At 61.5% G+C, this 26,783-nt stretch carries 21 protein-coding genes and 3 tRNA genes; 7 read left to right on the forward strand and 17 right to left on the reverse strand.

From position 1 onward, the window contains the following. Window positions 1-4 precede the first annotated feature (4 nt). From HNQ36_RS01025 to HNQ36_RS01035, 3 genes are all read right to left on the reverse strand, one after another. Complete coding sequence (locus HNQ36_RS01025; protein WP_046829980.1) at window positions 5-601, reverse strand: NuoB/complex I 20 kDa subunit family protein; 597 nt, start codon at window positions 599-601, stop codon at window positions 5-7. Further along, window positions 592-957: an NADH-quinone oxidoreductase subunit A gene (locus HNQ36_RS01030; protein ID WP_046829981.1), complete on the reverse strand. Its 366-nt coding sequence runs from the start codon at window positions 955-957 to the stop codon at window positions 592-594. Before HNQ36_RS01030 ends, HNQ36_RS01025 begins: the two co-directional genes overlap by 10 nt. 270 nt (window positions 958-1,227) lie before the next feature. Beyond that, entirely contained in the window at window positions 1,228-2,319 is a 1,092-nt protein-coding gene (locus tag HNQ36_RS01035; protein ID WP_184082111.1) for a tartrate dehydrogenase, read from the reverse strand. A gap of 195 nt (window positions 2,320-2,514) precedes the next feature. Between HNQ36_RS01035 and HNQ36_RS01040 the strand changes: the two genes are divergently transcribed. The 5 genes from HNQ36_RS01040 to HNQ36_RS01060 all read left to right on the forward strand — a co-directional run bounded on the left by HNQ36_RS01040 (window position 2,515) and on the right by HNQ36_RS01060 (window position 5,898). Next, window positions 2,515-2,591: transfer RNA gene (locus HNQ36_RS01040), tRNA-Asp, on the forward strand. A 269-nt stretch (window positions 2,592-2,860) separates the two neighbouring features. Further along, window positions 2,861-3,160, forward strand: coding sequence for an HU family DNA-binding protein (locus HNQ36_RS01045; RefSeq protein WP_184082112.1), 300 nt, complete (start codon window positions 2,861-2,863; stop codon window positions 3,158-3,160). Window positions 3,161-3,379: 219 nt separating this feature from the next. Next, the gene (gene pepT, locus HNQ36_RS01050) at window positions 3,380-4,627 is read left to right on the forward strand and encodes a peptidase T (RefSeq protein ID WP_184082113.1); all 1,248 of its coding nucleotides are present in this window, start codon (window positions 3,380-3,382) and stop codon (window positions 4,625-4,627) included. Then, on the forward strand, window positions 4,624-5,205 hold the full coding sequence (locus HNQ36_RS01055; protein ID WP_184082114.1) for a hypothetical protein: 582 nt from the start codon (window positions 4,624-4,626) through the stop codon (window positions 5,203-5,205). Before pepT ends, HNQ36_RS01055 begins: the two co-directional genes overlap by 4 nt. 192 nt (window positions 5,206-5,397) lie before the next feature. Beyond that, on the forward strand, window positions 5,398-5,898 hold the full coding sequence (locus HNQ36_RS01060) for a hypothetical protein (protein WP_184082115.1): 501 nt from the start codon (window positions 5,398-5,400) through the stop codon (window positions 5,896-5,898). Between the two features lie 189 nt (window positions 5,899-6,087). Here HNQ36_RS01060 and HNQ36_RS01065 read toward each other — a convergent pair whose 3' ends face one another. The 7 genes from HNQ36_RS01065 to HNQ36_RS01095 all read right to left on the reverse strand — a co-directional run bounded on the left by HNQ36_RS01065 (window position 6,088) and on the right by HNQ36_RS01095 (window position 13,964). Continuing rightward, on the reverse strand, window positions 6,088-6,396 hold the full coding sequence (locus tag HNQ36_RS01065) for a YciI family protein (protein WP_184082116.1): 309 nt from the start codon (window positions 6,394-6,396) through the stop codon (window positions 6,088-6,090). A 140-nt stretch (window positions 6,397-6,536) separates the two neighbouring features. Further along, window positions 6,537-7,607, reverse strand: coding sequence for an acyltransferase family protein (locus tag HNQ36_RS01070; protein ID WP_184082117.1), 1,071 nt, complete (start codon window positions 7,605-7,607; stop codon window positions 6,537-6,539). Between the two features lie 93 nt (window positions 7,608-7,700). Beyond that, window positions 7,701-7,777, reverse strand: a tRNA-Val gene (locus HNQ36_RS01075). A 153-nt stretch (window positions 7,778-7,930) separates the two neighbouring features. Beyond that, entirely contained in the window at window positions 7,931-10,357 is a 2,427-nt protein-coding gene (gene lon / locus HNQ36_RS01080) for an endopeptidase La (RefSeq protein ID WP_184082118.1), read from the reverse strand. 491 nt (window positions 10,358-10,848) lie between these two features. Next, window positions 10,849-12,123 carry an ATP-dependent Clp protease ATP-binding subunit ClpX gene (clpX, locus tag HNQ36_RS01085; protein WP_184082119.1) on the reverse strand — a complete coding sequence of 425 codons (1,275 nt, stop codon included), beginning with the start codon at window positions 12,121-12,123 and terminating at the stop codon, window positions 10,849-10,851. A gap of 340 nt (window positions 12,124-12,463) precedes the next feature. Further along, the gene (locus HNQ36_RS01090; protein WP_184082120.1) at window positions 12,464-13,231 is read right to left on the reverse strand and encodes a hypothetical protein; all 768 of its coding nucleotides are present in this window, start codon (window positions 13,229-13,231) and stop codon (window positions 12,464-12,466) included. Window positions 13,232-13,511: 280 nt separating this feature from the next. After that, entirely contained in the window at window positions 13,512-13,964 is a 453-nt protein-coding gene (locus HNQ36_RS01095) for a hypothetical protein (protein WP_184082121.1), read from the reverse strand. A 17-nt stretch (window positions 13,965-13,981) separates the two neighbouring features. On the opposite strand from HNQ36_RS01095, the gene HNQ36_RS01100 reads away from it, so the two are divergent. Continuing rightward, on the forward strand, window positions 13,982-14,662 hold the full coding sequence (locus tag HNQ36_RS01100; RefSeq protein ID WP_347339933.1) for a hypothetical protein: 681 nt from the start codon (window positions 13,982-13,984) through the stop codon (window positions 14,660-14,662). Window positions 14,663-14,687: 25 nt separating this feature from the next. Here HNQ36_RS01100 and HNQ36_RS01105 read toward each other — a convergent pair whose 3' ends face one another. The 6 genes from HNQ36_RS01105 to HNQ36_RS01130 form a co-directional block, all read right to left on the reverse strand. After that, window positions 14,688-18,059: a CHAT domain-containing protein gene (locus HNQ36_RS01105; protein WP_184082122.1), complete on the reverse strand. Its 3,372-nt coding sequence runs from the start codon at window positions 18,057-18,059 to the stop codon at window positions 14,688-14,690. A 275-nt stretch (window positions 18,060-18,334) separates the two neighbouring features. Continuing rightward, on the reverse strand, window positions 18,335-18,967 hold the full coding sequence (locus HNQ36_RS01110) for an ATP-dependent Clp protease proteolytic subunit (RefSeq protein WP_046829991.1): 633 nt from the start codon (window positions 18,965-18,967) through the stop codon (window positions 18,335-18,337). 244 nt (window positions 18,968-19,211) lie between these two features. Continuing rightward, window positions 19,212-20,570 (reverse strand): trigger factor, encoded by a 1,359-nt coding sequence (tig, locus tag HNQ36_RS01115; protein ID WP_184082123.1) that lies wholly within the window; start codon window positions 20,568-20,570, stop codon window positions 19,212-19,214. A gap of 431 nt (window positions 20,571-21,001) precedes the next feature. After that, a complete protein-coding gene (locus tag HNQ36_RS01120; protein ID WP_184082124.1) occupies window positions 21,002-21,577 on the reverse strand; it encodes a hypothetical protein in 576 nt (191 codons plus the stop codon). A 3-nt stretch (window positions 21,578-21,580) separates the two neighbouring features. Continuing rightward, complete coding sequence (locus HNQ36_RS01125; RefSeq protein ID WP_184082125.1) at window positions 21,581-23,167, reverse strand: hypothetical protein; 1,587 nt, start codon at window positions 23,165-23,167, stop codon at window positions 21,581-21,583. 214 nt (window positions 23,168-23,381) lie between these two features. Next, window positions 23,382-23,466 (reverse strand) — tRNA-Leu (locus tag HNQ36_RS01130). 184 nt (window positions 23,467-23,650) lie between these two features. Between HNQ36_RS01130 and HNQ36_RS01135 the strand changes: the two genes are divergently transcribed. After that, window positions 23,651-24,994 carry a multicopper oxidase family protein gene (locus tag HNQ36_RS01135; RefSeq protein WP_184082126.1) on the forward strand — a complete coding sequence of 448 codons (1,344 nt, stop codon included), beginning with the start codon at window positions 23,651-23,653 and terminating at the stop codon, window positions 24,992-24,994. A 117-nt stretch (window positions 24,995-25,111) separates the two neighbouring features. Here HNQ36_RS01135 and HNQ36_RS01140 read toward each other — a convergent pair whose 3' ends face one another. Then, window positions 25,112-26,611, reverse strand: coding sequence for an NAD(P)H-hydrate dehydratase (locus tag HNQ36_RS01140; RefSeq protein WP_184082127.1), 1,500 nt, complete (start codon window positions 26,609-26,611; stop codon window positions 25,112-25,114). Window positions 26,612-26,783: the final 172 nt, after the last annotated feature.

Genomic DNA, 26,783 nt, shown 5'->3' on the forward strand with positions numbered 1-26,783 from the left:
GCGATTACCGTTCAATCGTTCCGGTGCGCCGGATCTTCTTCTGCAGCAGCAGCACGCCGTACAGCAGCGCTTCCGCCGTCGGCGGACACCCCGGAACATAAATATCGACGGGCACGATGCGGTCGCAGCCGCGCACCACCGAATACGAATAGTGATAGTAGCCGCCGCCGTTGGCGCACGATCCCATCGAGATCACGTAGCGCGGCTCCGGCATCTGGTCGTAGACCTTGCGCAGCGCGGGCGCCATCTTGTTGGTCAGCGTGCCGGCGACGATCATGACGTCCGACTGGCGCGGCGACGCGCGCGGCGCGAATCCGAAACGCTCGACGTCGTAGCGCGGCATCGAGACCTGCATCATTTCGACCGCGCAGCATGCGAGGCCGAAGGTCATCCACATCAGCGAGCCGGTGCGCGCCCAAGTGATCAGGTCGTCGGTCGCGGCAACGAAGAAACCCTTGTCGGACAGTTCGCTGTTGATCTCGAGAAAATACCTGTCGTCCGCGCCGACCGGCAGACCGGTGCGCGGATCGAGAATCCCCGTCGCCGCCTGCGAGACTGCCGGCTGCATGATCGAGGGCGCCGTGTTCGGGCTCAATCCCATTCCAGCGCTCCCTTCTTCCACTCGTAGGCAAACCCGACGGTCAGCACAGCGAGGAACACCATCATCGACCAGAACCCTGCGAGGCCGAGTTTGCCGAACGCCACCGCCCACGGAAACAGGAAGGCGACTTCCAGATCGAAGATGATGAACAGAATCGCGACGAGGTAGAACCGGACGTCGAATTTCATGCGCGCATCATCGAACGCATTGAAGCCGCATTCGTAGGCCGAAAGCTTTTCCGGATCGGGCTGCTGATAGGCAACGATGAAGGGCGCAACCAGCAGTGCGAGACCGATCACGGTCGCGACTCCGATAAACACCACAAGTGGCAGATAGTTCTGCAGAATTCCGCCCATCGGCGACCCTTATGCTGTCGGCTTTGTTCCCGAGATTCGCGGAACATTGGAATGGTTCTGAGGGATAGCGCAGCGCAACACGCAGGGCAAGACAAGCTATTTTTATTGCTCAGGTTCTTCGCAATTTCGACATGGCGCCATGCAGCGGGCGCGCAGGACGCACACCCGTCTCGTTCGCTGCGAGGACTTGGGGCCTCTGGAACTAAAGACTAAGGGCGCGCCGTCCGGTCCGATAAATCAGCGGAAAATTGGACCGGACGCGGTAGGGCTTCAGGACAGCACGCGCGCGATTTCCTTGCCGCATGCAACCGTGTCGGCCTTGCCGCCGAGATCCCTCGTTCTCAGTTTTTCGTCGGCCAGAACGGTTTCGATGGCCGTCACAATCGCCTTGCCGGCTTCGGGCTCGCCGAGGTGATCCAGCATCATCGCCGCCGACCAGATCTGGCCGACCGGGTTGGCGATCCCCTGCCCGGCGATGTCAGGCGCGGACCCGTGTACCGGCTCGAACAGCGAGGGAAACTTGCGTTCCGGATTGAGGCTCCCCGAGGGGGCTATGCCGATGGTGCCGGTGCAGGCCGGTCCCAGGTCGGACAGGATGTCCCCGAACAGGTTCGAGCCGACCACGACGTCGAACCAGTCCGGATGCAGGACGAAGTTCGCGGCCAGAATATCAATATGATACTTGTCCCACTTCAGGCCGGGGTAATTCTTGGCCATTTCTTCGACCCGCTCGTCCCAGTACGGCATCGTGATCGAGATGCCGTTCGACTTGGTCGCGGATGTCAGGTGCTTCTTCGGGCGGCTTTGCGCGAGCTCAAAGGCGAACTTCAGAATCCGGTCGACGCCGACGCGCGACATGACGGTTTCCTGAAGCACCACCTCGCGGTCGGTGTTGGGGAACATGCGCCCGCCGATCGATGAATATTCGCCCTCGGTGTTCTCGCGGACGACGAAGAAGTCGATGTCGCCCGGCTTCCGCCCGGCCAGCGGTGACTTTACGCCGGGCATGAGGCGCACCGGACGCAGGTTCACGTACTGGTCGAATTCCCGCCGAAACTGGATCAGCGATCCCCACAGCGAAACGTGGTCCGGGAGAATCGCGGGCATGCCGACCGCGCCGAAGAAGATTGCGTCGTGGCTGCCGATCTGGGTCTTCCAGTCGTCCGGCATCATCTGACCGTGCTTCAGATGGTAGTCGCAGGAGGCGAAATCGAAACTGTCGAGTTGCAGTTCGAAATTGAACTTCTTGGCCGCCGCCTCCAGCACCCGCAGCCCCTCCGGCACCACTTCCTTGCCGATGCCGTCGCCGGGAATCACGGCCAATCTATATTTTCGGTTGGTCGCGGTTCTGGTGGCAGACATACGGCGCTCCTCGGCTGAGTGCGGTTCAGATGCCGGGAATACTGTTGATCCCGGCATTTTCTAGGGGTACGCGGTGTTCCTACATGAAGCCGGACGGTTTCCAAAATAACGAACAAACAAGAACAGCAACGGCGCACCTTGACTTGGTATGTCCCCCCCTTTAAGTCCCACCACCTGCGGGCCGTTCATGGTCATGCGGGAGTAGCTCAGTTGGTTAGAGCGCCGGCCTGTCACGCCGGAGGTCGCGGGTTCGAGCCCCGTCTCTCGCGCCAGATTTTCTTCTGAAAACAAACACTTCAGCAAAACTGGTTCGTTTCCACCCCGCGTCTCGCGCGGCGTGACGTCTGCTGTCGGCGGCCCTGCTGTGCTGCGCCGCATCGGCGGAAAATCACGAATCCCTCTAAAAAACAGCTACTTTATTCCTGTCGATTCAAAAAATAGGCTATTTACGGGCAAAACTCGTAGGCAGAGCGCCCCCGAATCAAATAAGCCCTGATTTACAAGTAGTTCTACAGCCTAGTATCCACGAGGAGGGCCACACATGGCGAAGAAAGCAGCGACCCCAGCAACCGTTACCCTGAAGCACCTTGCCGCAGCACTGGCCGAAGAGCACGAGTTGTCGAAGAAGGCCGCCGAAACGATCCTCGGCGATCTCGTCACCAAGATCACCAAGCACCTCAAGAAGGGCGAGCGTATCCGCATCGTCGGCCTCGGCATTCTTCAGGTTCGCAAGCGCGCTGCCCGCATGGGCCGCAACCCCGCCACCGGCGAAGCGATCCAGATCAAGGCCAGCAAGAAGGTTGCCTTCCGCGCAGCCAAGGAATTGAAGGAAGCCGTCTAACACCGGCATTCTCGACCTGACGGCCCAACGCCATTCCGGTCCGCCGGGATGGCGTTTTTCTTTTTGTGGCTCCCGTCATTGCGAGCGAAGCGAAGCAATCCAGTCTGCGAATCGCAGAAGGCAAGGTGGATTGCGTCGTCGCAAGTGCTCCTCGCAATGACGAACGGGTGCTCGTACATTGCCGCAACCCCCAAGGTCGCGAAGATAACGGGATACGACATGCAGCCTCCGAACTTCTCCCACACCGTCCTCGAGCGATTCCTGCGCTACGTGCGAATCGATACGCAGTCGGACGCGTCGTCTCCCACCTGCCCCTCCACCGAAAAGCAGAAGGACCTCGGCCGCCTGCTCGCGCAGGAATTGCGCGACCTCGGGCTCAAAGACGCGCATCTGGATGAGCACGGCTACGTCTACGCCACGATCCCGGCGAATACCGACAAGACCGTTCCGGTGATCTGCTTCTGTTCGCACATGGACACCTCGCCGGACTGTACCGGCAAGGACGTCAAACCGCAGATCGTGAAGAACTATCGCGGCGGCGACATCGTACTGCCCGCCGATCCGACGCAGGTCATCCGCGTCACCGATAACCCGGCGCTTGCGGACCAGATCGGCAGCGACATCGTCACCACCGACGGCACCACCCTGCTCGGCGCAGACAACAAAGCCGGCGTGGCCGAGATCATGGATGCGGCACAGATCCTGATCGCCAATCCGCAGATCAGGCACGGCGCCATCAAGATCCTGTTCACCCCGGATGAGGAAATCGGCCGCGGCGCCGACAAGGTCGACCTGAAAAAGCTCGGCGCCGCTTTTGGCTACACCATCGATGGCGAAAGCGCGGGCCACCTCGAAGACGAGACATTCTCGGCGGACGGCGTGACCATCACCGTTCAGGGCGTCAGCATTCATCCGGGTTTCGCCAAGGGCAGGATGGAGCATGCGCTCAAGATCGCGTCCCGCATTGTCGACCGGCTGCCGAAAGACCTGGCACCCGAAACCACCGAAGGCCGCGAAGGCTTCCTGCATCCGGTCGGCCTCGAAGGCGGCCTCGACAGCGCGAGCCTGTCGCTGATCGTGCGCGATTTCACCGAGCAGGGTCTGAAGGACAAGGAAGCCCTGCTTGAGGACATCGTGCGCGGCGTCATGAAGGATTTTCCGCGCTCATCCTACACGTTCGAGGTCAAGCAGCAGTACCGCAACATGAAGGAGGTGCTGGACCGCCATCCGCAGGTGGTTGAGTACGCCCTGGAAGCGATCGATCGCGCAGGGCTGCAGCCTGTCCTCAGCAGTATCCGCGGCGGCACCGACGGCTCGCGCCTGTCATTCATGGGACTGCCCTGCCCGAACATCTTCGCCGGCGAACATGCGTTCCACTCGCGCCTCGAATGGGTCAGCGTTCAGGACATGGAAAGCGCCGTGCGGACGATCGTGCACCTCGCAGCAATCTGGGAAGAGAAAGCATGATCCGGGTTTTGAACCATCTTGTCGCAGTCCTTGCCTTTGCGCTTTTTGTGCCGCCAGGCGCACACGCACAGGAACAACGCTTCGACATCACGGTGACGGCGGACGCCACGAAGATCAACGGTAGCCCGTGGGACGGCGTGCCGCGGCTCGGCAATTCAAAACTCAACATCAACGCAGCGCCCGACATCGCGGTGTGCCTCGTGCGCGCGAATGCAAAGCCAGAATGTCTGTGGCGGCCACAGGGACGCCGCCTGCTCTCGATCTGCCAGAACGCATCGACCTGCACGTTCAGCAATGTCGCGTTGCAGCCGCTGCCGATCGGACTGGTGTTCGTCGATATCGACGCGCGCAACCACGACATCATCGACGTCGCCATCCTCACGGACAGGACCGACACCAAGGCGAACGAGGACATTAAAGATTCGCTGCGTACCGCGATGACGATGCTGACGCCGCACCGCTCTGAGGACACCAAGGAGCACCTCGTTCGCGGCGCGAAGCTGCTCGCCCTCACCGATTGTGCTGGCGGAAAGCCTTGTCGCCTGACGCAATCGCAATTCACGCTAACCAAGCGTTAGGGTACCTCTCTCCCTGCGGCGAATGGGTCCAGCGCTCAGGGCATGGAAGTTGCGGTGCGAGCCACCGCGCACCTCGCCGAGATATGGAAGGAAAAGGCGTGACCCAAACAATCGGAATTTTGCTAGCGCCGCCCCGATGAACAGAGGAAGATACGGTTCAATGGTTCGGCTAGCATCCTTAAAGGCACTCCGATGGATGACGAGGACAAAGACAAATCTATCCTACGGGTAGTGGCCGAAAATCCTCACGCGGTACGCGATAGAAAAATTCTGCATGCGAAGCGAGAAGCCAAACGTACCCTTGCTCTAGCTGCCGCAGAAATGTTGCGAGTAATTGCTGATGGGGGCAGTACCTTCGATTTGCGGCGCAAGATGATCGATGCGCTGGAGGCAGAAGATCATTTTAAAGATTTATCTGACCAATGGCTTTCGGAGGACGAAAAGAAAGAAATACTTGCGCAGCCACTTCGTTTCGATTGGAATTCAAAAACGCATTATGATGAATGGGAATTAAACCGAGAGATTGGATTTGCAAGGATACTGCAAGGATCGCTTCGGCTGGCTGCACACAAGATATTAGAAGAGCGCCCACATTTTGGAGGAAAACATTCAGAGCGACTAATCGAAGACGGCGCGAAAATGATCACGCCACCCCCAGCACCTAAAATCTCAAAAAAGAACAACGCGAAATAGAAGTGGCGCGAAGAGAGTTCCATAAAGCTTATTCACTACCAGCGGAAGAAACGCCGCCGCGCCGCAAGCCGTGGTCTTCGAGAGATTCCAATCCTATCGCGATACAAAGAAAGATAAACCAAGCGAACCGTAGTCGACGGTAGGCGGTAAGAGATTCCTTCTGACAACTGAGTAAAATTCCGCCGGTCCCTAGCCCCTCATCCGCAGCTGGAGCATCGGCAGCACGTCGTAGCGCGCGCCGATATTGGCCTTGATCATCGGGTCTTCCGCGACGATGGCGCGGACATCGTCCGCGCTCTCATCGTCCGCCATCTCGAACAGCGACATGCCCCAGCCGCCCGACGGATCGGCCACCGGCCCGTGCGCGACAACGCCGCCCTTCTCCAGCAGCGCCTGCAGGAACTCGCCGTGCGATTTCATCAGCAGCTTGTCGTCAGGCGTCATGGTCTTGAGGAAATCCGGCCCCGGCGGAACAAAGCGGCACATGAAATACTTCATCGGTCACTCCGCGCAGGAGAACATCGTCACGCGGTTTTCAGACAACATCACCGCGCGACCACAGCTAGATCGCCAAGATGGCGGCATGGTGACGTGACACCGTTTGCCAGACAGCACGGTAAACCGGCCATGAATCCGATCTACAACGGCACCGACTGAGGAACGGCCGGGACCACGCGCCCACGGCCCGTCAAACGATGCCCAAGACGGTTGAACGGCATTTCGATATAGGCCCACGACAGATAAGCCACCGGAATGGTGCATGCGGTCACGACGACTGCGACGCATACGCCCGTCTCCAGTGGATGCGCCACCGCCCACGGATACTGCCGCAGCCGATCGCAAATCAGCTCCAGAAACAGCACATTGAAAAGATAGAAGCTGTAACTGATCCTGCCCAGAAACTGCGAAATCCGGTTCGACAGAAACGTATCGATACCATCCGCCCGCCGGTAGTAGATCGTGGCGACAAGCAGGGCGATGCAAATCTCCCGCAGCGGCCAGCGCAGGATGATCATGACAATTAGCACGGCCGCCCACGACCACCGCGGCAGAATCGATGCCGCCATCTCGCCGATCCTCGTTGGGATCAGCACACCCAGCGCAAACCCCAGCCATGAGATTCTAAAGGAGACCAGGTAACCGTCGAACTGCGGCAGCGTCAGCAGATACATCAAGCCGAAAGCGACAATCGCAAGGCCCCACTCCTTGCCTACCCTGTATCCGGCGTAACACAGGAGGAGGAAGACCGGCGCGATCATCTCCGCGTTGATCGTCCACGTCGCGCCATTGATCTTGAAGTCGTAAAGCAACGCGTTCGCGACGAAATCCTGCATCGTCACGCCACGCCCGGCGACGGCGAACGCCAACCCGCACACGACGAGGCAGGCCAGCAGCGCGGGATAAATTCTGAAGAAGCGGCGAACGTAAAACTTCCCGGCGATGCCGCCGAGCCCGCCGTCTTCACGCATCAGGCTTCTGAAAAGAACAGCGCCGCTCAGGATGAAGAACAGCGTGACGGCCAGTTCGCCGTCGAAAACTTTGAAGAATATCTTTGTCGCGGCTTCGTAGGGGCCGAGATTCGACCAGGCCCCGCGGAGGATTCTATCGAGCTGCGTGCCGTCGAGCCCGAGTATCGAATGATAGATGACGACGACGATAGCGGCGTAGCCGCGAAGACCATCCAGCTCGATCTTTCGTTCGTTCGCCACGATGATCAGCCGTTAGTGAACGTGGCGAAGAAGAATTTCCGCCTGTTGTTTATGGGGGGATCTATCGGCAATCTGGTTCCAACGGCACCATATTGGTAGGCGGTGACGGATTCGAACCGCCGACCCTCTCGGTGTAAACGAGATGCTCTAACCAGCTGAGCTAACCGCCCTCTCGACTGTCATTTGGCGCCGCAGCGCCAGCCCCTCTTTAGCGCCGCCGCAATGTCCGGCGCAAGCCACTCATCGGCTCTTTTCCATATCCCGGTGCGTCAAAAAGAAACGGCGCCCGAAGGCGCCGTTTCCGCTCAATCAGCCGTTTTGTGTCAGTGTGCGGTCAGGCCGCCTGCAGCTTCGTCTGCGTCAGGCTTCGCCAACGCCTTCACATCCTCTTCCCAGACAATCGGGGTCGGGACCCGCACCAGCGCCTTCGCCAGCACTTCGTCCATCCGAGCGACCGGGATGATCTCCATGCCGCCCTTGATGGCGTCGGAAATCTCCGTGAGGTCCTTGGCGTTGTCTTCCGGAATGAAGACCGTCTTGATGCCGCCACGTCCGGCCGCAAGCAGCTTTTCCTTCAGACCGCCGATCGGCAGCACCCGTCCCCGCAGCGTGATCTCGCCGGTCATGGCGACATCATGCCGGATCGGAATGCCGGTCAGCACCGAGACGATGGCCGTCGTCATCGCAACACCGGCCGACGGACCATCCTTCGGCGTCGCGCCTTCCGGCACGTGCACGTGGATGTCACGACGCTCGAACAACGGCGGCTCGATGCCGTAGGTGACCGCACGCGAGCGGACATAGGATGCAGCAGCCGAGATCGACTCCTTCATCACGTCGCGCAGGTTGCCCGTCACCGTCATGCGGCCCTTGCCGGGCATCATGACGCTTTCGATGGTGAGCAGCTCGCCGCCGACGTCCGTCCACGCGAGGCCCGTCACGACGCCAACCTGGTCGTCGCTCTCGATCTCGCCGTAACGATACTTCGGCACGCCCAGGAACTCTTCGAGCGTCGCTTCCGTGACCTTCACCGACTTCTTCTTCGAGATCATCAGCTCCTTCACCGCCTTGCGGGCCAGTGTGGAGAGCTCACGCTCAAGATTACGCACGCCCGCTTCGCGGGTGTAGCGGCGGATCATCATCAACAGCGCGTCGTCGTCGATCGACCATTCCTTCGAGTTCAGGCCGTGCTTGCTGATCGCGTTCGGGATGAGATGCTTGCGGGCGATCTCAGCCTTCTCGTTCTCGGTGTAGCCGGCGATGCGAATGATCTCCATGCGGTCCATCAGCGGTCCGGGAATATTGAGCGTATTCGCGGTCGTGATGAACATCACGTTGGAGAGGTCGTAATCCACCTCGAGGTAGTGATCGTTGAACGTGCCGTTCTGCTCGGGGTCGAGAACCTCAAGCAAAGCCGACGACGGATCGCCGCGGAAATCGGCGCCCATCTTGTCGATCTCGTCCAGCAGGAACAGCGGGTTCGAGGTCTTCGCCTTCCGCATCGACTGGATGATCTTGCCGGGCATCGAGCCGATATAGGTGCGGCGGTGTCCGCGGATTTCCGCTTCGTCCCGCACGCCGCCCAGCGACACGCGCACGAACTCACGTCCGGTCGCCTTCGCGATCGACTTGCCAAGTGAGGTCTTGCCGACACCCGGAGGGCCGACGAGGCACAGGATCGGTCCGGTCAGCTTGTTGGCGCGGGACTGCACGGCGAGATACTCGACGATGCGGTCCTTGACCTTCTCAAGCCCGTAGTGATCGCTGTCGAGCACTTCCTGCGCGGCAACGAGGTCCTTCTTGACCTTGGACTTCTTGCCCCATGGAATCGACAGCAGCCAGTCGAGATAGTTGCGCACGACCGTCGCCTCGGCGGACATCGGAGACATCTGCCGCAGCTTCTTCAGCTCATGCTGGGCCTTCTCGCGAGCTTCCTTCGAGAGCTTGGTCTTGTTGATCTTCTCTTCCAGATCGGCCAGCTCGTCGCGACCTTCGTCGTCGCCGAGCTCCTTCTGGATCGCCTTCATCTGCTCGTTGAGGTAGTACTCGCGCTGGGTCTTCTCCATCTGGCGCTTGACGCGCGAGCGGATCTTCTTCTCGACCTGCAGCACCGAGATTTCGCTCTCCATCAGGCCCATCACCTTCTCAAGGCGCTGGGAGACGGACAACGTTTCCAGAATGGTCTGGCGGTCGGATATCTTGACGGCGAGATGCGACGCCACGGTGTCCGCGAGCTTCGCGAAATCCGTGATCTGCTGAACGACCCCCACCACCTCGGCGGAAATCTTCTTGTTCAGCTTCACATAGCTTTCGAAGTCGGACACGACCGAGCGCGACAAGGCTTCCGCCTCGACGCTCTTGGCATCGACGTCGGCGAGCGCTTCGGCGCTGGCTTCATAGAAGTCCGCACGGTCGGAATACTTGCCAGCCTTGGCGCGCTCGAGGCCTTCCACCAGCACCTTCACGGTGCCGTCGGGGAGCTTCAAGAGCTGCAGCACGCTGGCGAGCGTGCCGATCTCGTAAATTGAATCGGGAGCCGGATCGTCATCGGACGCGTTCTTCTGCGTCGCGAGAAAGATCAGCGCATCGTTCTTCATCACCTCTTCGAGCGCCTTGATCGATTTCTCGCGGCCGACGAACAGCGGCACGATCATGTGCGGGAAGACGACGATGTCGCGAAGCGGCAGCACCGGATAGGAGTGGCTTTCGCCGTGAACGATGACTGGACGAGGCTTTGAGGCAGTTGTCATGCCCATATTCCTTTTGTTGCGCCCCCTTGCACGCAGTCCGCCGTTCTGACGCGACCGCCACAAGGTGCCTTGTGTGCCGGATAAAGAAAGAGCTCTTTTGAGCCAGTGGCCGCGACGCGACCTCTCCCTGCCCGGGTCGATTTGCTGCGACTCGGAAGACTTTCCTTGCCGCAGCACATCATTAGGTGGCTATCGCCCATAGGGGTGTCAAGAGAGCGAAAACCCCCGCCAATCCAGTGTCCTGAATCCGAAGTTCGCTTCATTTTGCAGCACTTTCCGTAGCGAACTTCGGATTCACGAGGACACTGGCAATTATGGATTCCAGTGTGGCTTTGGTTCGCAAGTCCGCAAAAGAAAGCGCCGCAAAATGATGCGGACTTGCGAACCGCCACACTGGCTTATTCTAACGTCGCATAAGACGCAGAACCGGCTGCCGAGAGTGCTCGGCAGCCGGTTCCTGTTGAAAACCTCAACGGTTTCTATGGGCTCGTTCAGGCGCTCGCGCTGCTTTCCGCCTTGAGATCTGAGCGGTCCGCGTAAATGTACAGCGGACGCGCCGTCGCCTCGACCACTTCGCGCGAGATCACGACTTCCTCGACACCTTCCAGGCCCGGAAGATCGAACATGGTCTCGAGCAGAATGCTTTCGAGGATCGATCGCAACCCGCGCGCGCCGGTCTTGCGCTCGATGGCCTTGCGGGCCACCGCGCCAAGCGCCTCGTCGGCGAAGGTCAGCTCGATGTTCTCCATCTCGAACAGCCGCTGGTACTGCTTCACCAGCGCGTTCTTCGGATCGGTCAGGATCTTCTTCAGCGAAACCTCATCCAGGTCCTCGAGCGTCGCCACAACCGGCAGACGGCCGACGAATTCCGGGATCAGGCCATACTTCAGCAAATCCTCAGGCTCGACCTCGCGGAAGATTTCGCCGGTGCGGCGGTCTTCCGGTGCCATCACCTGCGCGGCAAAGCCGATCGAGGTTGAACGGCCACGCGCAGAGATGATTTTCTCAAGGCCCGAGAATGCACCACCGCAGATGAAGAGGATGTTGGTCGTGTCCACCTGCAGGAACTCCTGCTGCGGATGCTTGCGGCCGCCCTGCGGAGGAACGCTAGCCACGGTGCCTTCCATGATCTTCAGCAGCGCCTGCTGCACGCCCTCGCCCGACACGTCGCGGGTGATGGACGGGTTGTCGGACTTGCGCGAAATCTTGTCGATTTCGTCGATGTAGACGATGCCGCGCTGCGCACGCTCGACGTTGTAGTCGGCCGCCTGCAGCAACTTCAGGATGATGTTCTCGACGTCCTCACCGACGTAACCGGCTTCGGTCAGCGTCGTCGCGTCGGCCATGGTGAACGGCACGTCCAGAATGCGGGCGAGCGTCTGCGCGAGCAGCGTCTTGCCCGAACCGGTCGGACCGATCAGCAGGATGTTCGACTTCGCAAGCTCAACGTCGTTGTGCTTGGTCTGATGGTTGAGGCGCTTGTAGTGGTTGTGGACTGCAACCGAGAGCACCTTCTTGGCGTGCTGCTGACCGATCACATAGTCGTCCAGAACCTTGCAAATCTCCTTCGGCGTGGGAATGCCGTCGCGCGACTTCACCAGCGACGACTTGTTCTCCTCGCGGATAATGTCCATGCACAGTTCGACGCATTCATCGCAGATGAATACGGTCGGGCCCGCAATGAGTTTGCGGACTTCATGCTGGCTCTTCCCGCAGAACGAGCAATAGAGAGTGTTCTTTGAATCGCTCGTACCGACCTTGCTCATTCCAATCTCCGTCCGCCGCTCGATCTTGTCTCAGGGGTTTGCCCCATCCCGGCACACACCGGAATAATGTTTAGATAGAGCAAAAACCGTACCAAAAAAGACCCACCACTCCATTTGCCGCACGAATCACGGCTCAATCGAATCCCGATCATCGGTACCTAGCCAACCATGGTGCCACCCGACTATCAAGAATTCGCTAATCACCGAAGTACCCAACACTGTGATCTTGGCGCAATTTTGCGCGTTTTCAGGCGTTTGGGATGTCGAATTCATCGCAGCGTTGCGGGAATAACACGCGTCTTGGCCCGTTGGAACTCCGCCGGCGGCCACCGATGGGCTGCTATGTCCCCAGGATCCCCTTGAGGCCCGCATATATCGAACCTGCGGCTGTGGACAAGATGCCAATTAGGGGCCCTGCCGCCCTCATCAGTTCCTGAATAATCCTGGCGCGGCGGCGAAGCTGGTCCTCTCCGACATAGGGCCCGAGCAGCCGCGCCGCGCGATAGGCTGCGGCATTTGGCCTGTCGCCCTGCGACAGCGAACTGGCCAGAAGCTGCAGCATCAGAATGCCGAGGATGTTTCCGGTCAGGAACGCGAGCGCGATGCTCGCCGAGTATTCCAGCACCTCGCGCCACTCGATCCAGGATGCCGGCAAGATCGGAACGTGGTCATTCAGGCCGGTGACGGTCAGCATGCAGAACACGCTCAGCAGCGCCGTGATGATCCCGACGAGGGCTGCGCCGCGATATCCGACCTTCTGAACCGCGAAGATGGAAAACCCGAACGGAAGCGGAATCAGCACCGAAGCAATGCGCAGATACAGCGGCGACACGTTCAGCACGATGGTGACGATGATATGCGCCGCGACCAGCAGGATCGCCGGGATCAGGATGTAGCCGATGCTGTGGATGGCAAAGGATCTGACCGGATGGCGTCGCCGGTAGAGCCGCGCGCTGACGCTGTCGAACTCACGCCGGATCTTTTCGATGTCCCCAACGATGTCCTCGATTTCGAGGAGCACCGGGCGCACCACGCGCAGGTCGCGCGAGCAGTGCTTGCACACCAGCGCCTCGTCTTTCACCTTCTCGGCGCAGAACGGACACTCCATCAGACGGCCGAAGCGCGAGACGTGAGACTACAGAACTCGAAAGTGCCGACCCCGGACATATCAACTCCGCCGCAGTGAGATGCGCCGGCGGCGCGGGAGCCCTGCAAGCTCCGCTTTCGCCTGCTCCAGTTCCTCGCCGGCCATGGCACGCTTGCGGACAAGGTCGTCCCGTTCGGCAATCAGCGATTCCGGAATGGCGATGTCGCGCGAACAGGAACTGCACACGAGTGCGTGCAGGACATTTGGCTGAGCGCAAAAGGGACAGTCGGCCGGCATGCGCTCAGGGCGCGACTTTGAGGGTGAAGCTGGTGCTCGCGCTGCGGCCTTCGGAATCCTTCACGTCGACACGAATGACGTGATCGCCGGCCGGCAGTTCCGCATCGGGCATATCGATCCCGTCAGGCTTCACAAATGGCTTGAGCCGCGGCGTCAAATCGACCGACGGGCTCTTCACATAAGTCACTTTCAACGAGTCCGTATCGATCTTGGCTCCGCCAAAGGATTCGAACTTCAATTGCAGACGCATCGGCGATTTGGACGGGCTCGTGGCCGCGACATGTGCAACCTTGGGACCGCGCGTGATGCCGCGGGTGGCAACCGCGACCGCGCCTTTCGGCGGCGGCAGGTTGGCCTCTTCAGCGGAAATGAGGACCGTGCCGGCCTTCGCCTCTCCGATTGCCAGAAAAGCCGTAACGACCGCCGTGCACCCAAGAAAAATCCACAAACGTCGCATCGGAAATCTCCTTAACAATGCGGCAACTCTACAACACGCCGCAGCTTTGCGGAAGGCGGTTGCCGTGCTCCCGGAAGGTTGATGGGCCCCCTGTTGAAACCGGTTCGCCGCTCCTCTCCTTCTATGGCAAGATTTTTCTGCGGAACAGGAACGTCGCACCCGGAGAACGAACGATGTCTATATCAAGCAAGTTCGAGCGCAGCCTGCTGAGCCACGAGGAATACGGCGTGATTAAAGGTTCGCATCACCCTAACCTGTATGCCCTTGACCGCGACGGCCTGCTGTCGCTGCAAAGCCAGCTCCGGCAGATGCGCGACAAGGAGCGGACGCTGGCGCGCCAGAAACAGCGTGAGCGCCGCGGGAAAGCTGAGCCGCGGGGCGCTAGCTTTCCCGGCACCGGTGAACAGCCGCAGCAGCGCAAACAGGTTTTCGCCAATGCGTTAAAACGCGTGAACAAGGAAGCCACGCGCATCCGCAATCTTGAAGCGCGCGCAGCCAACGTCGATGCTGCCCATCGCGCCCTGGCACTGCGGCGAGCGGCGAATTTCACCAGTCATCCAGCCCAGGGCCAGACAGCTAACGACGGCATGAGCCCGCGTCCCAACCGTCGCCGCAGAACCATCATCTCGGGCAAGCGGATTGGCAGTACGTCTCAAGCGACCAAATCCGCGCAAGCCCGGCGCGACAACAAGACCTAAACCGGCAACGCCCGGCGGCGCGATTTTAGCGCCCGCCGCCGTCGCCGATAATCGAATACGGCGCCCAGAACAGCGGATGAGCGTAGGCGAATTCGGTCTTGCCGTCGGAGCCGAGGTAGCCCGGTCCATCCGCAAGCGCCATCATCGCCTGCCGCAGCGCCTCTCCGCGCGTCAATTTTGGATCGGTCGCCTGCCGCTTGAACAAATCGGTCACCAGTTCACGCGCCGACTGCGAATGCACCGACCAGTTCGTCACCAGCAGCGCGCGCGTGCCTGCGTAGAAGAACGCACGCCCAAGACCCGAGGCGGCCTCTGCGCCGGCGCCTGCTCCCGCAGCCGTGTTGCAGGCGGACAGCACCACCCAGTCGGCATCGAGCTTCAGCGACAGGATTTCTTCCATCGTCAGCAATCCGTCGCCGTCGGAATCCGACAGCGCGGGCGCGGACAGTGCCAGCGCCGGTTGCGTCAACCCGTCCAGTTCACCGGGCACCAGTCCATGGGTTGCGAAGGCGACGATCTTGAACCCCGAAAGGTCCATCGACTTCACCTTCTTCTCGTTCGCGTCCTTGCCGAGATTGAGAACCTTGGTCGGATCGGCCTGCAACGCCAGTGCAATGGACGTCAGTTCCTCGGACGTGTCGGGCAGACGCGGCAACTGCCCGAGTTGCGCGCTGTCGACGCCGTCAAGCTGCGGGCTGTTGCGCCGCTTCAGCGGCACGCCGCGTGTCGCGATCGATGCGTCGGCGACCTGGATCAGCTTGTCGGTCTTCGCCGCATCGTCAGCCTGCTCCTTGCTGAAGTAAGGATCGCCGAACGCAATCAGATCCTGCCGCGTGGCCTTGCCCGCCGGCAGCTTGCGCAAGGTCTGCAACGCGGATGCTGACGGCACCAGCGTCACCGCGTGGGTTCGCGCCAGCCACGGCACGTGGCGGTAGCTCGCAAACAGCGGATCGTCGTTCGTCTTGACCTCTGCGGCTGCGGTCGGCAGCAGCGACAGCGGGAGCAGACCGAGCGCGCCGTTGGTCACGACGATCAGGCTTTTCGCCGGCTTCCAGCTGCCCTCCAGCGGCTTGAGCAACTCGTCGTAGAGCTGCGCCGCCAGCTTCACGTCGAACGCGGGAATGTCCGAGATCATCGCCGCCTTCGGCTCCAGCGCCTCGCGCAGCTTGGTCACGGTCGTGTTCAGATCGCCAAGCGTCATCTTGATCCGGGCGAACTGCACCGGAGCGCCCTTTCGCACCACCCAGACGAAACTGTCGAAGCGGCCGAAATAGAACGACAGCAGCGCCTCGTCTTCCGTGAGCTGCTTTTGCAGATCGCCCGCGTTCGGCGGCGGCGGATTCACCAGATTGCCGTAGTCGGGGAACTTCTTCGCAATATCGGTCAACGTCTGCGCACGCGCAGCCTGCAACGCCGCGATTTCCGCCTGCGTTACCTTGACTGCCTTCTCCTCGCGTTCGGCAGGCGGAAGCGTCAGCAGGTTGTTCAACGCGGCAACCGCCGCACCGATCCGCTTTTCGCTGTCCTGCGACGCACGCATCAGCTTGGCAAGTTCGGGATTGCTGGTAGACGCGCGGGCCGACGATGCCTGCAAGGCGCGCTGCACCGATTGCCCGCGCAGCAAGTCCGCATAGCCGAAAGTTTCCTCTGCGGCGTTCGCAGGCGCGGCCGCCGGAACGAGCGCCAGCGTGCGCAGATAGCCTTCGACCACGAAACGCACGCGGCCTTCGCGCGCCGCGGCCGTCGATCCGCTGTCGTCGTCGCTCCCGCCGGACGCCGTCTGCAGCACCGGGATCGAGTCCTTGAACGCCTGCAGCGCTTCGGCAGTCTTGCCCTTGCGCGCCAGCGTCACGGCGTAATAGCCGCGCGCGACCGCCGTATTGAGGCTCTTGTCGCCGGAGCGTGCCTTTTCGCGCTCGTACGATCGCTGCGCAATCTCAAGCGCGTTGTCGTAGTTGCCCTGTGTGAGCATGATGGAAACACGGGCAAGACCGCCGCTGACGTTTTCGCGGCGCGACGGCTCCCACTTCGCGGTCCAGACATCGACCTGATCGTAGAGCTTCGTCGCCTCCTCGTACTTGCGTTGCAGGTTCAAAATCTGCGCGAGGAAGACATTGGCGTTGACCAGTTGGCCGGAGTCGTCGGCGTAACCGAGCCCCTTGTAGATATCGACGACTTCACGCTGAAGCTGCTCCGCTTCCGCGTAACGGCCCTGCTCCTGCACCACGTACACGAACACCGAGAGAATTCCCGCGGTATCCGCGTGGAATTTTCCGGACTTGCTGAGGCGGCTGAGAAGCGCGCGCCGCACCTCCGCCTCGCCCTCGCCGACACGCCCCTGCTTGACCTTGGTGCGGCCTTCAAAGGCCATGCCCCAATCGATGAACCGCTCCATCTCGCCTTCGGCGGGCTTGCTCTCCCATTGCGATGAGGTCGCGAGCGCGTTCGTGTAGAAAACGGCGGACTTGCGATACGCGGCCTCCGCGTCGGCATATCGGCCTCTGGCCTCGGCGACCCGCGCCGTGCCGTCCTCCAGAACGGCCTGCCAGGCCATTCCGTAGATCGGGAACACCGGCCACCGGCGCGCCTCTTCCATCAGGCTGCGATTGCGCGCGACGTAGGATTCCGCTGCGTTCACATCGCCGGACTGCAGCGCGAGGATCGTCAGGGCATTATGGAGTCCGAACAGGCGCCCCTTGCCCCTGGGCTGGGCGGAGAACGTGGCGATCTGCTTGGTGTACATGGCCATGGCGCGCTTGTTCTCGCCCTTGTCGCGCAAGCGGCGGATCAGGAACTCCTCATAGCGGCTCCCGACGGTCTTGTAGTCGGCGCCCTTGCCATGCGCGACCGCCAGTTCCGCATCAGCCAGCGCATCGTTGCTGCGGCCGACAAGCGTTCGCGCCTGTCCTCGCTTGTAGTGGAATGCGGCGAGTTCGTTCCCCTTCAAACCAGCCGGCACCGGGGCATCGGCCGTCGCCGTGAGTTCGGCGATCTTGGCCGGGTCCGGCTTCTGCTGGTCGAGAATGGCCGTGATGTCCGAAACGGTGCGCGGAGGCGCCACGAGAACCGCATTGCCCTTCGCCAAAGCCGCTGCGCCCGCGGCAATATCTTCCTTGCTCGGCGCCGACACCTTCGAGGCATCGAACAGCGCAGCCTTCGGCCGCGCGGCCATCATCGCATTACGCACGCACGGCGTCGCGGCAGCCTTCGCCCGCGCCATGCAGCCATCGTGTTGTCCGCCACTCTGCCTGCAGGCCATGTAGGTCGGCTTGCCGATGGAGGCGCGGCAGCGCTCTCGCGCCTGTTCGAGCTCAAGAGCGGAGGCCGGAACAATAGCTGTCAGTGAGCAGAGCGAAAAAAGGATCGCGGCTACGCCGCTTCTTGTGCCTGCAATCATGGCTTGCTCCCGGACATCGTGGTTCTCACCGAAATACGGCGTGTCCGGAGCGCAATTGGATGCCGCCCAAAAATAAACATCGAAAATAAGACGGGCCCAACAATCCCGGATCAATTGGAATAATTAGCTGCCAAGAACGGGAGCCGGTCAAGTACAGCGCGGGGACGGAATCTAAAAAGCCTGCGCCATACCCCAAATGGGTGAAGGCGTTCATGCAAAAACGGACGCCCAAGGGGCGTCCGTTTTTCAACTCGCAACCAGGCCGCGAGTTCGCGTTACGGCAGCTTCGGCGTCGCTTCCTCTGCGCGCTTTTCGATTACCTTGTCGACGATGCCGAAGTCGCGGGCCATCTCGGCGGTCAGGAACTTGTCGCGCTCCAGCGCATCCTCGATCGCCTTGAAGGTCTGGCCGGTGTGCTTGACGTAGATTTCGTTCAGCCGCTTCTTCAGGTTCAGGATTTCCTGAGCGTGCAGCATGATGTCGGTCGCCTGGCCCTGGAACCCGCCCGACGGCTGATGGACCATGATCCGCGAGTTCGGCAGCGAGAAGCGCATGTCCTTCTCGCCGGCTGCGAGCAGCAGCGAACCCATCGACGCCGCCTGGCCTGTGCACAGGGTCGAGACCGGCGGACGGATGAACTGCATGGTGTCGTAGATCGCCAGACCCGATGTCACCACGCCACCCGGCGAGTTGATGTACATCGAGATTTCCTTCTTCGGATTCTCGGCTTCCAAAAACAGGAGCTGCGCGACGACCAGCACCGACATGCCGTCCTCGACCGGACCGGTCACGAAAATGATGCGCTCTTTCAGGAGGCGCGAGAAAATGTCGTACGCCCTCTCGCCGCGGTTGGTCTGCTCAACCACCATCGGCACGAGGTTCATGTAGGTTTCAACGGGATCGCGCATTTATCACCTGAAGGTTGGCGGAGGCAGGGCGTAATGCCTCGTGATGCAGAAAGGTTGGGCACTACAGATATGGACCGGTGGCCCGGCCACAAGAGCGAAAAACCAGCATCGGCAAATGCCGACGGTGCACCAGTTGAAGCCGATTCGGCAGGGCCCGCAAAGCAGCGCGGGCTCGCCGCGCCGCTCATTTCGCCGGTATCGTTAATGCGAACCCAATCCCCGCAACGGGGACCGGGACTCACATTCAGGCGGCGGTCTTGTCTTCTTCTTCCTTGAGCAGATCGTCGCGCGTGACCTTCTTCTCGGTCACGTTGGCGAGTTCGAGAATGAAGTCGACGACCTTGTCCTCATAGATCGGCGCGCGAAGCTGGGCCAGCGCGTTCGGATTGCTGCGATAGAAATCCCAGACTTCCTTTTCACGGCCTGGCGACTGACGTGCACGGTCGATCAGCGCACGGCTGACTTCATCGTCGGTGACGGTGATCTTGTTCTTCTCGCCGATCTCGGAGAGCACGAGGCCGAGGCGAACGCGGCGATCCGCGATCTTCTCGTACTCTTCCTTGGCCTTCTCCTCGGTGGTGTCTTCGTCGGCGAAGGTCTTGCCGGTCGATTCCATCTCGGCCTTGATCGAGTTCCACATCAGCTTGAACTCTTCCTCGACCAGCGACGGCGGCGGACCGAACTTGTGCGTCTCGTCGAGCTTGTCGAGCAGCACGCGCTTGACGCGCTGGCGCGACGCGCCGGCGAATTCAGCCACCAGCCGCTCGCGCATGGCTTCCTTCAGCTTGTCGAGCGATTCCATGCCGAGGTTCTTGGCGAACTCGTCATCGACCTTCGACTCCTGCGGCGCCTCGATCAGGCTCGCGGTGGTTTCGAACTCGGCGTCCTTACCGGCCAGATGTTCCGCGGTGTAGTTCTTCGGGAACGAGGCCTTGACGTTGCGGGTCTCGCCCGCGGCGATGCCGATCAACTGGTCTTCGAAGCCCGGAATGAACGTGCCCGAACCGATCACCACCTGAATGCCTTCGCCGGTGCCGCCGTCGAACAGTTCGCCGTCGATCGAGCCCTTGAAGGCCACGGTGACGCGGTCGCCCTTCTCGGCCTTCGCGCCTTCCGCCTTCGCAGCATAGGGACGGCTCTGATCGGCAATGCGCTTCAGCGCTTCCTCGACGTCGGCGTCAGTGACTTCCGCCACCGGCTTCTCGACATTGAAGCTCTTGAAGTCTGCCAGTTCGATCGCCGGCACGACTTCGATGGCGACCGAGTAGTTCAGGTCGGACTTGCCGGCCAGAATGTCTTCGATTTCCTTTTCCTCGGTCGGCATCGTGACCTTGGGCTCGGTGGCGAGACGGAAACCGCGCTCGGTGAAGATCCCGGCGTTGGTGTCGCGAATCAACTGCTCGACGGTCTCGGCGGCAACCGAACGACCATAGACCTTCTTGAGATGGGCGACAGGAACCTTGCCGGGACGGAAACCGTTCAGCTTCACCTTGTCCTTCATGTCGACAAGACGGGCATCCACCTTGGCATCGATATCCGACGCGGGAACGCTGACCTTGAACTCGTGCTTCAATCCCTCGGCGAGGGTTTCTGTGACCTGCATGGCGTCGATCTTCTTCCAGCTTGACCCGGCGGCGCCGGGTCGTTGTCAATGTGTTGGACGCAGGACCAGTCGGCTATGAGGCCGAGCGGCATGCATCGGTGGCGCGGCGGACGCGTTCCCCGAGGGAACACCTCTTCCAGAATTACTGCGCGAATGCGCCGGGTGCGGGCGGAGAGCCCGGTGCCGCACCACAATCCTTTGATATTGTTGGGTTTTTTGACGGAAAAACGGTCAATCCATCCCAATTTGTATCGCAGTCTGTATCCAGTCTTCCGGCAAGCTGGAATACACGGATTCCGATGCTCATCGCATGATCCAAGCGTTGGTTCAAGCTGACATATGGCAACGTGCATCCGGCGCAAGATGCGATCTCCGGCGGCAAGACCGGCGGTTCCGGATCACGTTCCCGGCCTGTTGTCAGCCTGTCTGCCTCACAAACCGATCGTCACCTCCGCCCACTTGGCGATGGTGTCGCTGTTGAGGAATTCGATCACGCCAGGCTCGACCGCAGCGGGACGATCGTTCCCGACAATGGCCGTCGCAACGATAGCGTCGCAGCGGTCGTTGAACGCCACCGCGAGCGAGGATCTGCGCGTCCATCCGGACGTCGTGACCGTGTAGCCCCGGCTGCGGCCCTTCATCCAGCGGACGCTGATCGGCCGGCCCGGACCCGTTGCCGTCGGCTTCTCGCCCATCAGATTGAAATCACTCAGACGCGCAAGTTCGTCGTCATCCGATACGCCGGTCGTGCAATTGCAGAAGCCGATCTTGGCGCGGATGTAGAGATTAACTTCGACGCCACAGTTAGCAGCCGTGCAGCGGAATGCTTTCCCCTTCCCCCACTCGTCCGCCAGAAACGGCCATTGCACTTCGGCCCACGCCGGCTGGCTTTTCGGGGCTTGCGCCCCGCTCCGGTTCAACAGCGGCCAGGCATCAGACGTGTACGCTCCGGCCAGACCGCCGAGCGCAAGGCCCGCTATCGCGGCGATGGTGACAGTTCGTGTCATCCTCTAGTTGCTCGCAACAAATCTCCTCGCGTCCGCAAGCGCCGGCCTGTCGGAATTCGCGTCGGCCGCCTGCGTCAGCAATTTCCCGTAGACGTCCTTCGCCTTTGCCTTGTCGCCCAGCGCCTCCGCGGCCTTTGCGGCTCCGGCATAGCCGTTGAAGCGGTTAGGCTCCTTGGCCATCGTCGCTTCGAAGGCCACTAGCGCCTCCTTCGCCATGCCGCGATCGAGCAGCATGAAGCCGTAGAGTTCGCGTGCGGGCGCGAGTGGTCCCGGCGTGACCGGCGACTTTTCGGTTCTATCCTCCGCGGCGACGGCGACCGTCATCGCCTTCAGCGCATCTTCGTGCTTACCTTCGGCGTACAGAATCCAGGCGGACGCCACCTGCTCCTGCACATCGACCTGACCGGCCCAGTAATCATTCTTCGCGTTACGCAGTGCGTCGCGCAGTTCGGCAAGCTTTGCGGCATCCGCCTTCGCCGCAGCCGGATTGCCCGAATGCGCCGCGCCGAGCGCCCGCGCAAAATGCGTCACCGCAACCGCGTGCGGGAATTTACTCGGCTCCACTTCGAGATTGGCAGCCGCCGCCCAGTCACCGCGCTCTACAACATAACGCGCAGGCGACGCCGCTCGCGCGAACGCGGCAGGGAAAGCATCGAGGCCGAACTTCATCGCTTTGATATTCTCAACGATGTCACGCGCCTCCTTGTCCTGACCGAGTTGCAGGTAGGCGTACACGAGATAGTCCTCGCCGTGCATCTGGTCGCCGGCTTCCTTGCTGACTTTCGCGGCGGCGACCGAAGCCGCGTTCGCCCCGATCGAATCCCGCCAGTATCCGACACGCGTGAAAATGTGCGACGGCATATGCTGCGCATGCGGCGCGTTCGGCGCGATCTTGGCGTAACGCATCGCCGCCGGCAGACCTTTCTCCGCGATGGGCGGATAATCGTAGAGGTGGATCAGATAGTGGGCGGCGCCAGGATGCTGCGGCGCGCGTTCGAAAATGGGTTGCAGAATGGCCGCGCCCTTGAGCTGGCTCGCATATGTCTTGTCGGCAGGCGACGCACTGACATTCAGCGCGATGGCGTAGAAGATCTGAGCCTCGTCGTCGTCGGGATAACGCGCCGCCACCGCCTCCATCGCCTTGACGTACGACTGCACGCGCGCCTGATGTGGGGTCTTGTCGTAGTCGACAAACATCACCGCCAGTGCGTCGATGTAATCGCGCTCGCGCTGTGTCTTCGCGCCTATCGTCTTCGCCTTTTCAATCGCCGTAAGACCGAGCGGCAGATTTGGCGCGGGCACCGCAATGTGCGGATTGTTCAGAAGCGAGAGCGCGATGCCCCATTGGGCGATGGCGCATTCGGGATCGGCTTTAAGCGTTTCGTCGTAGATTTCCTTCGACGCCGCGTACCAGAACGAATGCTGGTAGCGCATGGCGCGATCGAACCGCCGCTGCGCCGTCTCGTTGCATGATGTGGCAAAGTGAACTTTGCCGAGTCTCTGTTCGGAGTCGTCCTGAGCAACAGCGGGCGCGGCGGATCCAAATAATCCAGCGCAGGCAAGAACAACGGCTATCGGCAATTCACGCATGGACGTTCTCCCTTGGCAGGTGAAGCGGTCGCGGATTTCCATTGCACGTGATGTCGCGAGTTTAGGCGCGAACGGTATCCGGCTCAACGCGCGCGGTGACTCATTTTTTCGGTCAAGGTCGCTGACGGACTTCTGCCACGCGCACGGCGCAGCGCGGCTGTTTGCAACCCCTCCGCGAGATCGATGAGCAAAGAAAGAGAGAGAGAGAGAGATGTGGTGCGGGCGGAGGGACTCGAACCCCCACATCTTTCGACGGCAGAACCTAAACCTGCTGCGTCTACCAATTCCGCCACGCCCGCACGGCGCTTGCATTCAACGGCACAGCCGCGAGCGGCGGGCTTATAACATGACGCAATCGCTTCGCGAGCCAAAAAATGGCTTTCGCTACGTGATGTTGGAAGGCAATTGCGCATCCCGCCAGCGACCAAGCGCCCGCTGGACATCGGGTCGGGAAAATGGTCCGCATCAGCCATGAAAACCACCATGACAAATCGGGTCTTTTTGCCCTCCAGACGCGCTCTGCTGGCAGGGCTCGGCGGTACTGCCCTCGCATCCGGGCTTCGGCTGCCTGCCTTTGCTCAGGGAAAAGCATTGGCCCAGACCGGTCCGGCCCTACAGTTGCGGGCGCGGCCCATGACGGCGACCCTCGGCGCGGGCCTGCCCCAAAGCCCGATCTGGGCGCTTGAACCCGCAACTGGAGTTCCCGCCACCGGTCCCTTCCGGTTCAGCAAGGGTGACCTCGCGGTTACGCTGTCAAATGAACTCCCGGCTCCTATCGTCCTGAGCTGGCTTGGAATTGACGGCGCTCAGGCCGCTGCCCCGCTCACGGGACAGGCACCGATCCCACCGGGCGGTCGCGCCTCCTTCACCCTGCCTCTGCGTCAGGCCGGAACGATTTTGGTCAATGCACAACTCCTTGGCGACGCTGCCGACCGGCCCGTGTCGGCCCGCGCACTCATCGTCGAGGACAGCCCACCGGTTCCGGCCGACCGCGACGAGGTGCTGCTGATCGAGGAATGGCGCGTGAAGCCCGACGGCAGCGCCATCGCGCCGGGCCGCAGCCCGGACGGCACCACCGCAGTCTTTACCGTCAACGGGCAGCCGCGTTTCGACCTGACCGCCAAGGTCAACGAACGGCTGCGCCTGCGCTTCATCAACGGCTGTGCGCGCTCGCCGCTCGGCCTGAGGATCGAAAATCATGATGTGCGCGTCATGGCGATCGACAGTCAGCCGTCCGAACCCTTCCCTGCGCGCGACGGCCAGCTGGTGCTGGCGCCCGGATCGCGTGTCGATGTTCTGATCGACGCTACCCGCGCGCCGGGGACGATCTCGCCGATCATCCTGCACGACGGCACCGGTCCACGGACCATCGCGCAGCTGACGATGTCGAATGATGCGCCGGTGCGCGCCGCGCCGCTGCCGCCCGCAGCCGCGCTTCCGTCCGGCAACCTGCCCGCGCGCCTCGACCTGAAGGGCGCGCTCCGCACCGACCTGCCGCTCGATCCGACCGCGCAGTGGATTGCGCCGGTCAAGTTCGATGCGGCGACCGCGCCCGCCTATCGCGTCAAGCGCGGACGCACCGTCGTGATGGCCATCACAAATCCAACGGCCGCGCCGGTCGTCTTCCGCCTGCACGGCCATCACTTCCGGCTGCTCGACCGGCTCGACGACGGCTGGAAGCCGTTCTGGCTCGACACGCTGATTTTCGACAAGGGCCAGACCCAGCGCATCGCGTTCCTTGCGGAATACACTGGACGCTGGCTGATGGAAGCGACCGCGCTGAATTGGGCCGCGCCGAAGCTCGTGCGCAGTTACGTAGTGGAGTAGCCCACAGCGTCATTGCGAGGAGCGTAGCGACGAAGCAATCCAGTTCTTGCTTGATGATACTTCAGTCTGGATTGCTTCGCTTCGCTCGCAATGACGAATGATATCCATTCGTTTTGATTAATACGCGATACCAAGTTCATCGTACAGATTGCGCAGCACCGCAGGCAGCACCTCGGGAAGATCTTCCGCGATCAGGCCCGGACCGAACTCATGTCCCGCTTCGCCGTGGATCCATGCCGCGATGCAGGCCGCCTCGAACGCCGGCACGCCCTGCGCCAGCATGCCGCCGATGATCCCGGCCAGCACGTCGCCCGATCCCGCTGTCGCAAGCCACGGCGGCGCGTTGGCCGTGATGGCCGCGCGGCCATCCGACGCGGCAATCACCGTGTCGGCCCCCTTCAGCAACACGATGGCACCGGATTGAACTGCAGCTAGACGCGCACGTTCAAGCTTCGACGCATGTGGATAACCAGACTGCAACCCGCTGAACAGCCGTCCGAATTCGCCCGTATGCGGGGTGAGGATAACCTGTGGATCGTTTTGCTTTTTGATCTCCGCAAACAACGTCGCGGGATCGTCCGCAAAGCTCGTCAGCGCATCGGCATCGAGCACCACGCCGCGCCGCGCGGACAATGCTGCACGGACCATGTCGCGCGTGCGCTCGCCGACACCGGCTGCGGGTCCAATCACGCAGGCATTGAGACGTTTGTCGGCAAGCAACTCCGCGAATTGCTGCGGCGTGTCCGCTTCGCGAACCATCACCGCCGTCAGCGCGGCCGCATTGACCGCGAGCGCATCGCGCGGCGAGGCCACCGTGACGAGCCCCGCCCCGGCACGCAGCGCCGCACGGGCAGCCAGCCGCGCCGCTCCCGTCGAGACCGTATCTCCGGACACGACCACCGCATGCCCGCGCGCATATTTGTGGCCGTCGGCCTGCGGCGACGGGAAGATGTCGGCCCACAGCTCAGGGATATTCTCGAACGCTTTCGGCGCGATCGCATCGAGCACATCGGGTTCAATGCCGATGTCGGCCACATCGGTCTCGCCGCAATACGCACGGCCCGGCAACAGCAGGTGCCCCGGCTTCCGCCGGAAAAACGTGACCGTGGCGGATGCCTCCACCGCAATGCCCATCACCTCTCCGGTGTCGCCGTTGATACCGCTCGGCAGATCGACGCTGAGGATCGGAACGCCGCTCGCATTCATCGCCTCGATCATCGCAAAGGGATCACCCTTCACCGGGCGATTGAGACCCGCGCCGAACAGCGCATCGATAATCAGGTTGGGCTGGCCGAGCGCCGCCGGATCGCAGGGCAGCACCGGGCCTTTCCACTCCGCAGTGGCAAGCGCCGCATCGCCCTTCAGCGTCGCGCGGTCGCACAGCAGGACGACGGAGACGTCCCGCCCCCGCGCGGCCAACTCCGCCGCCGCGACGAAACCGTCGCCGCCATTGTTGCCGCGCCCGGCCACCACCAGGATTCGTCCGCGCTCCGCCAGCGCTTCCGCAACCAGCGCCACCGCCTGCCCGGCGCGACGCATCAGCGAAAAGCCGCTGATGCCACCCGCAATCGCAGCCTGGTCGGCGCTTGTCATTTCCGAGACCGTTAGGATTTCCATTCGCCGTCCGCCTGTTCGCTTCGCCACATCTTGAGGCAAATCTGAGTGAGAGAGTCTGGGAGTGTCAGGCTATTTTTTGTGCAATTGCCTAATTGATAGCCTTCCACTCTGGCGGCAGAAGCCGCACAAAGAGGCAAAGCTACTACTAACTGTATGATGTTCTTGCGCAATC

The organism is Afipia massiliensis (assembly GCF_014203115.1).
Lineage (GTDB): Bacteria > Pseudomonadota > Alphaproteobacteria > Rhizobiales > Xanthobacteraceae > Afipia > Afipia massiliensis.

What these genes read in the sequence shown, in the direction of transcription:
- HNQ36_RS01110 (WP_046829991.1), bottom strand. Translation starts at nt 18,967, where the DNA reads ATGCGCGATCCCGTTGAAACCTACATGAACCTCGTGCCGATGGTGGTT.
- HNQ36_RS01065 (WP_184082116.1), bottom strand. Translation starts at nt 6,396, where the DNA reads ATGAAGTATTTCATGTGCCGCTTTGTTCCGCCGGGGCCGGATTTCCTC.
- HNQ36_RS01125 (WP_184082125.1), bottom strand. Translation starts at nt 23,167, where the DNA reads ATGCGTGAATTGCCGATAGCCGTTGTTCTTGCCTGCGCTGGATTATTT.
- tig (WP_184082123.1), bottom strand. Translation starts at nt 20,570, where the DNA reads ATGCAGGTCACAGAAACCCTCGCCGAGGGATTGAAGCACGAGTTCAAG.
- HNQ36_RS01045 (WP_184082112.1), top strand. Translation starts at nt 2,861, where the DNA reads ATGGCGAAGAAAGCAGCGACCCCAGCAACCGTTACCCTGAAGCACCTT.
- clpX (WP_184082119.1), bottom strand. Translation starts at nt 12,123, where the DNA reads ATGAGCAAGGTCGGTACGAGCGATTCAAAGAACACTCTCTATTGCTCG.
- HNQ36_RS01025 (WP_046829980.1), bottom strand. Translation starts at nt 601, where the DNA reads ATGGGATTGAGCCCGAACACGGCGCCCTCGATCATGCAGCCGGCAGTC.
- lon (WP_184082118.1), bottom strand. Translation starts at nt 10,357, where the DNA reads ATGACAACTGCCTCAAAGCCTCGTCCAGTCATCGTTCACGGCGAAAGC.
- HNQ36_RS01090 (WP_184082120.1), bottom strand. Translation starts at nt 13,231, where the DNA reads ATGGAGTGTCCGTTCTGCGCCGAGAAGGTGAAAGACGAGGCGCTGGTG.
- HNQ36_RS01135 (WP_184082126.1), top strand. Translation starts at nt 23,651, where the DNA reads ATGACAAATCGGGTCTTTTTGCCCTCCAGACGCGCTCTGCTGGCAGGG.
- HNQ36_RS01055 (WP_184082114.1), top strand. Translation starts at nt 4,624, where the DNA reads ATGATCCGGGTTTTGAACCATCTTGTCGCAGTCCTTGCCTTTGCGCTT.
- HNQ36_RS01030 (WP_046829981.1), bottom strand. Translation starts at nt 957, where the DNA reads ATGGGCGGAATTCTGCAGAACTATCTGCCACTTGTGGTGTTTATCGGA.
- HNQ36_RS01120 (WP_184082124.1), bottom strand. Translation starts at nt 21,577, where the DNA reads ATGACACGAACTGTCACCATCGCCGCGATAGCGGGCCTTGCGCTCGGC.
- HNQ36_RS01035 (WP_184082111.1), bottom strand. Translation starts at nt 2,319, where the DNA reads ATGTCTGCCACCAGAACCGCGACCAACCGAAAATATAGATTGGCCGTG.
- HNQ36_RS01060 (WP_184082115.1), top strand. Translation starts at nt 5,398, where the DNA reads ATGGATGACGAGGACAAAGACAAATCTATCCTACGGGTAGTGGCCGAA.
- pepT (WP_184082113.1), top strand. Translation starts at nt 3,380, where the DNA reads ATGCAGCCTCCGAACTTCTCCCACACCGTCCTCGAGCGATTCCTGCGC.
- HNQ36_RS01095 (WP_184082121.1), bottom strand. Translation starts at nt 13,964, where the DNA reads ATGCGACGTTTGTGGATTTTTCTTGGGTGCACGGCGGTCGTTACGGCT.
- HNQ36_RS01100 (WP_347339933.1), top strand. Translation starts at nt 13,982, where the DNA reads ATGCGGCAACTCTACAACACGCCGCAGCTTTGCGGAAGGCGGTTGCCG.
- HNQ36_RS01105 (WP_184082122.1), bottom strand. Translation starts at nt 18,059, where the DNA reads ATGATTGCAGGCACAAGAAGCGGCGTAGCCGCGATCCTTTTTTCGCTC.
- HNQ36_RS01140 (WP_184082127.1), bottom strand. Translation starts at nt 26,611, where the DNA reads ATGGAAATCCTAACGGTCTCGGAAATGACAAGCGCCGACCAGGCTGCG.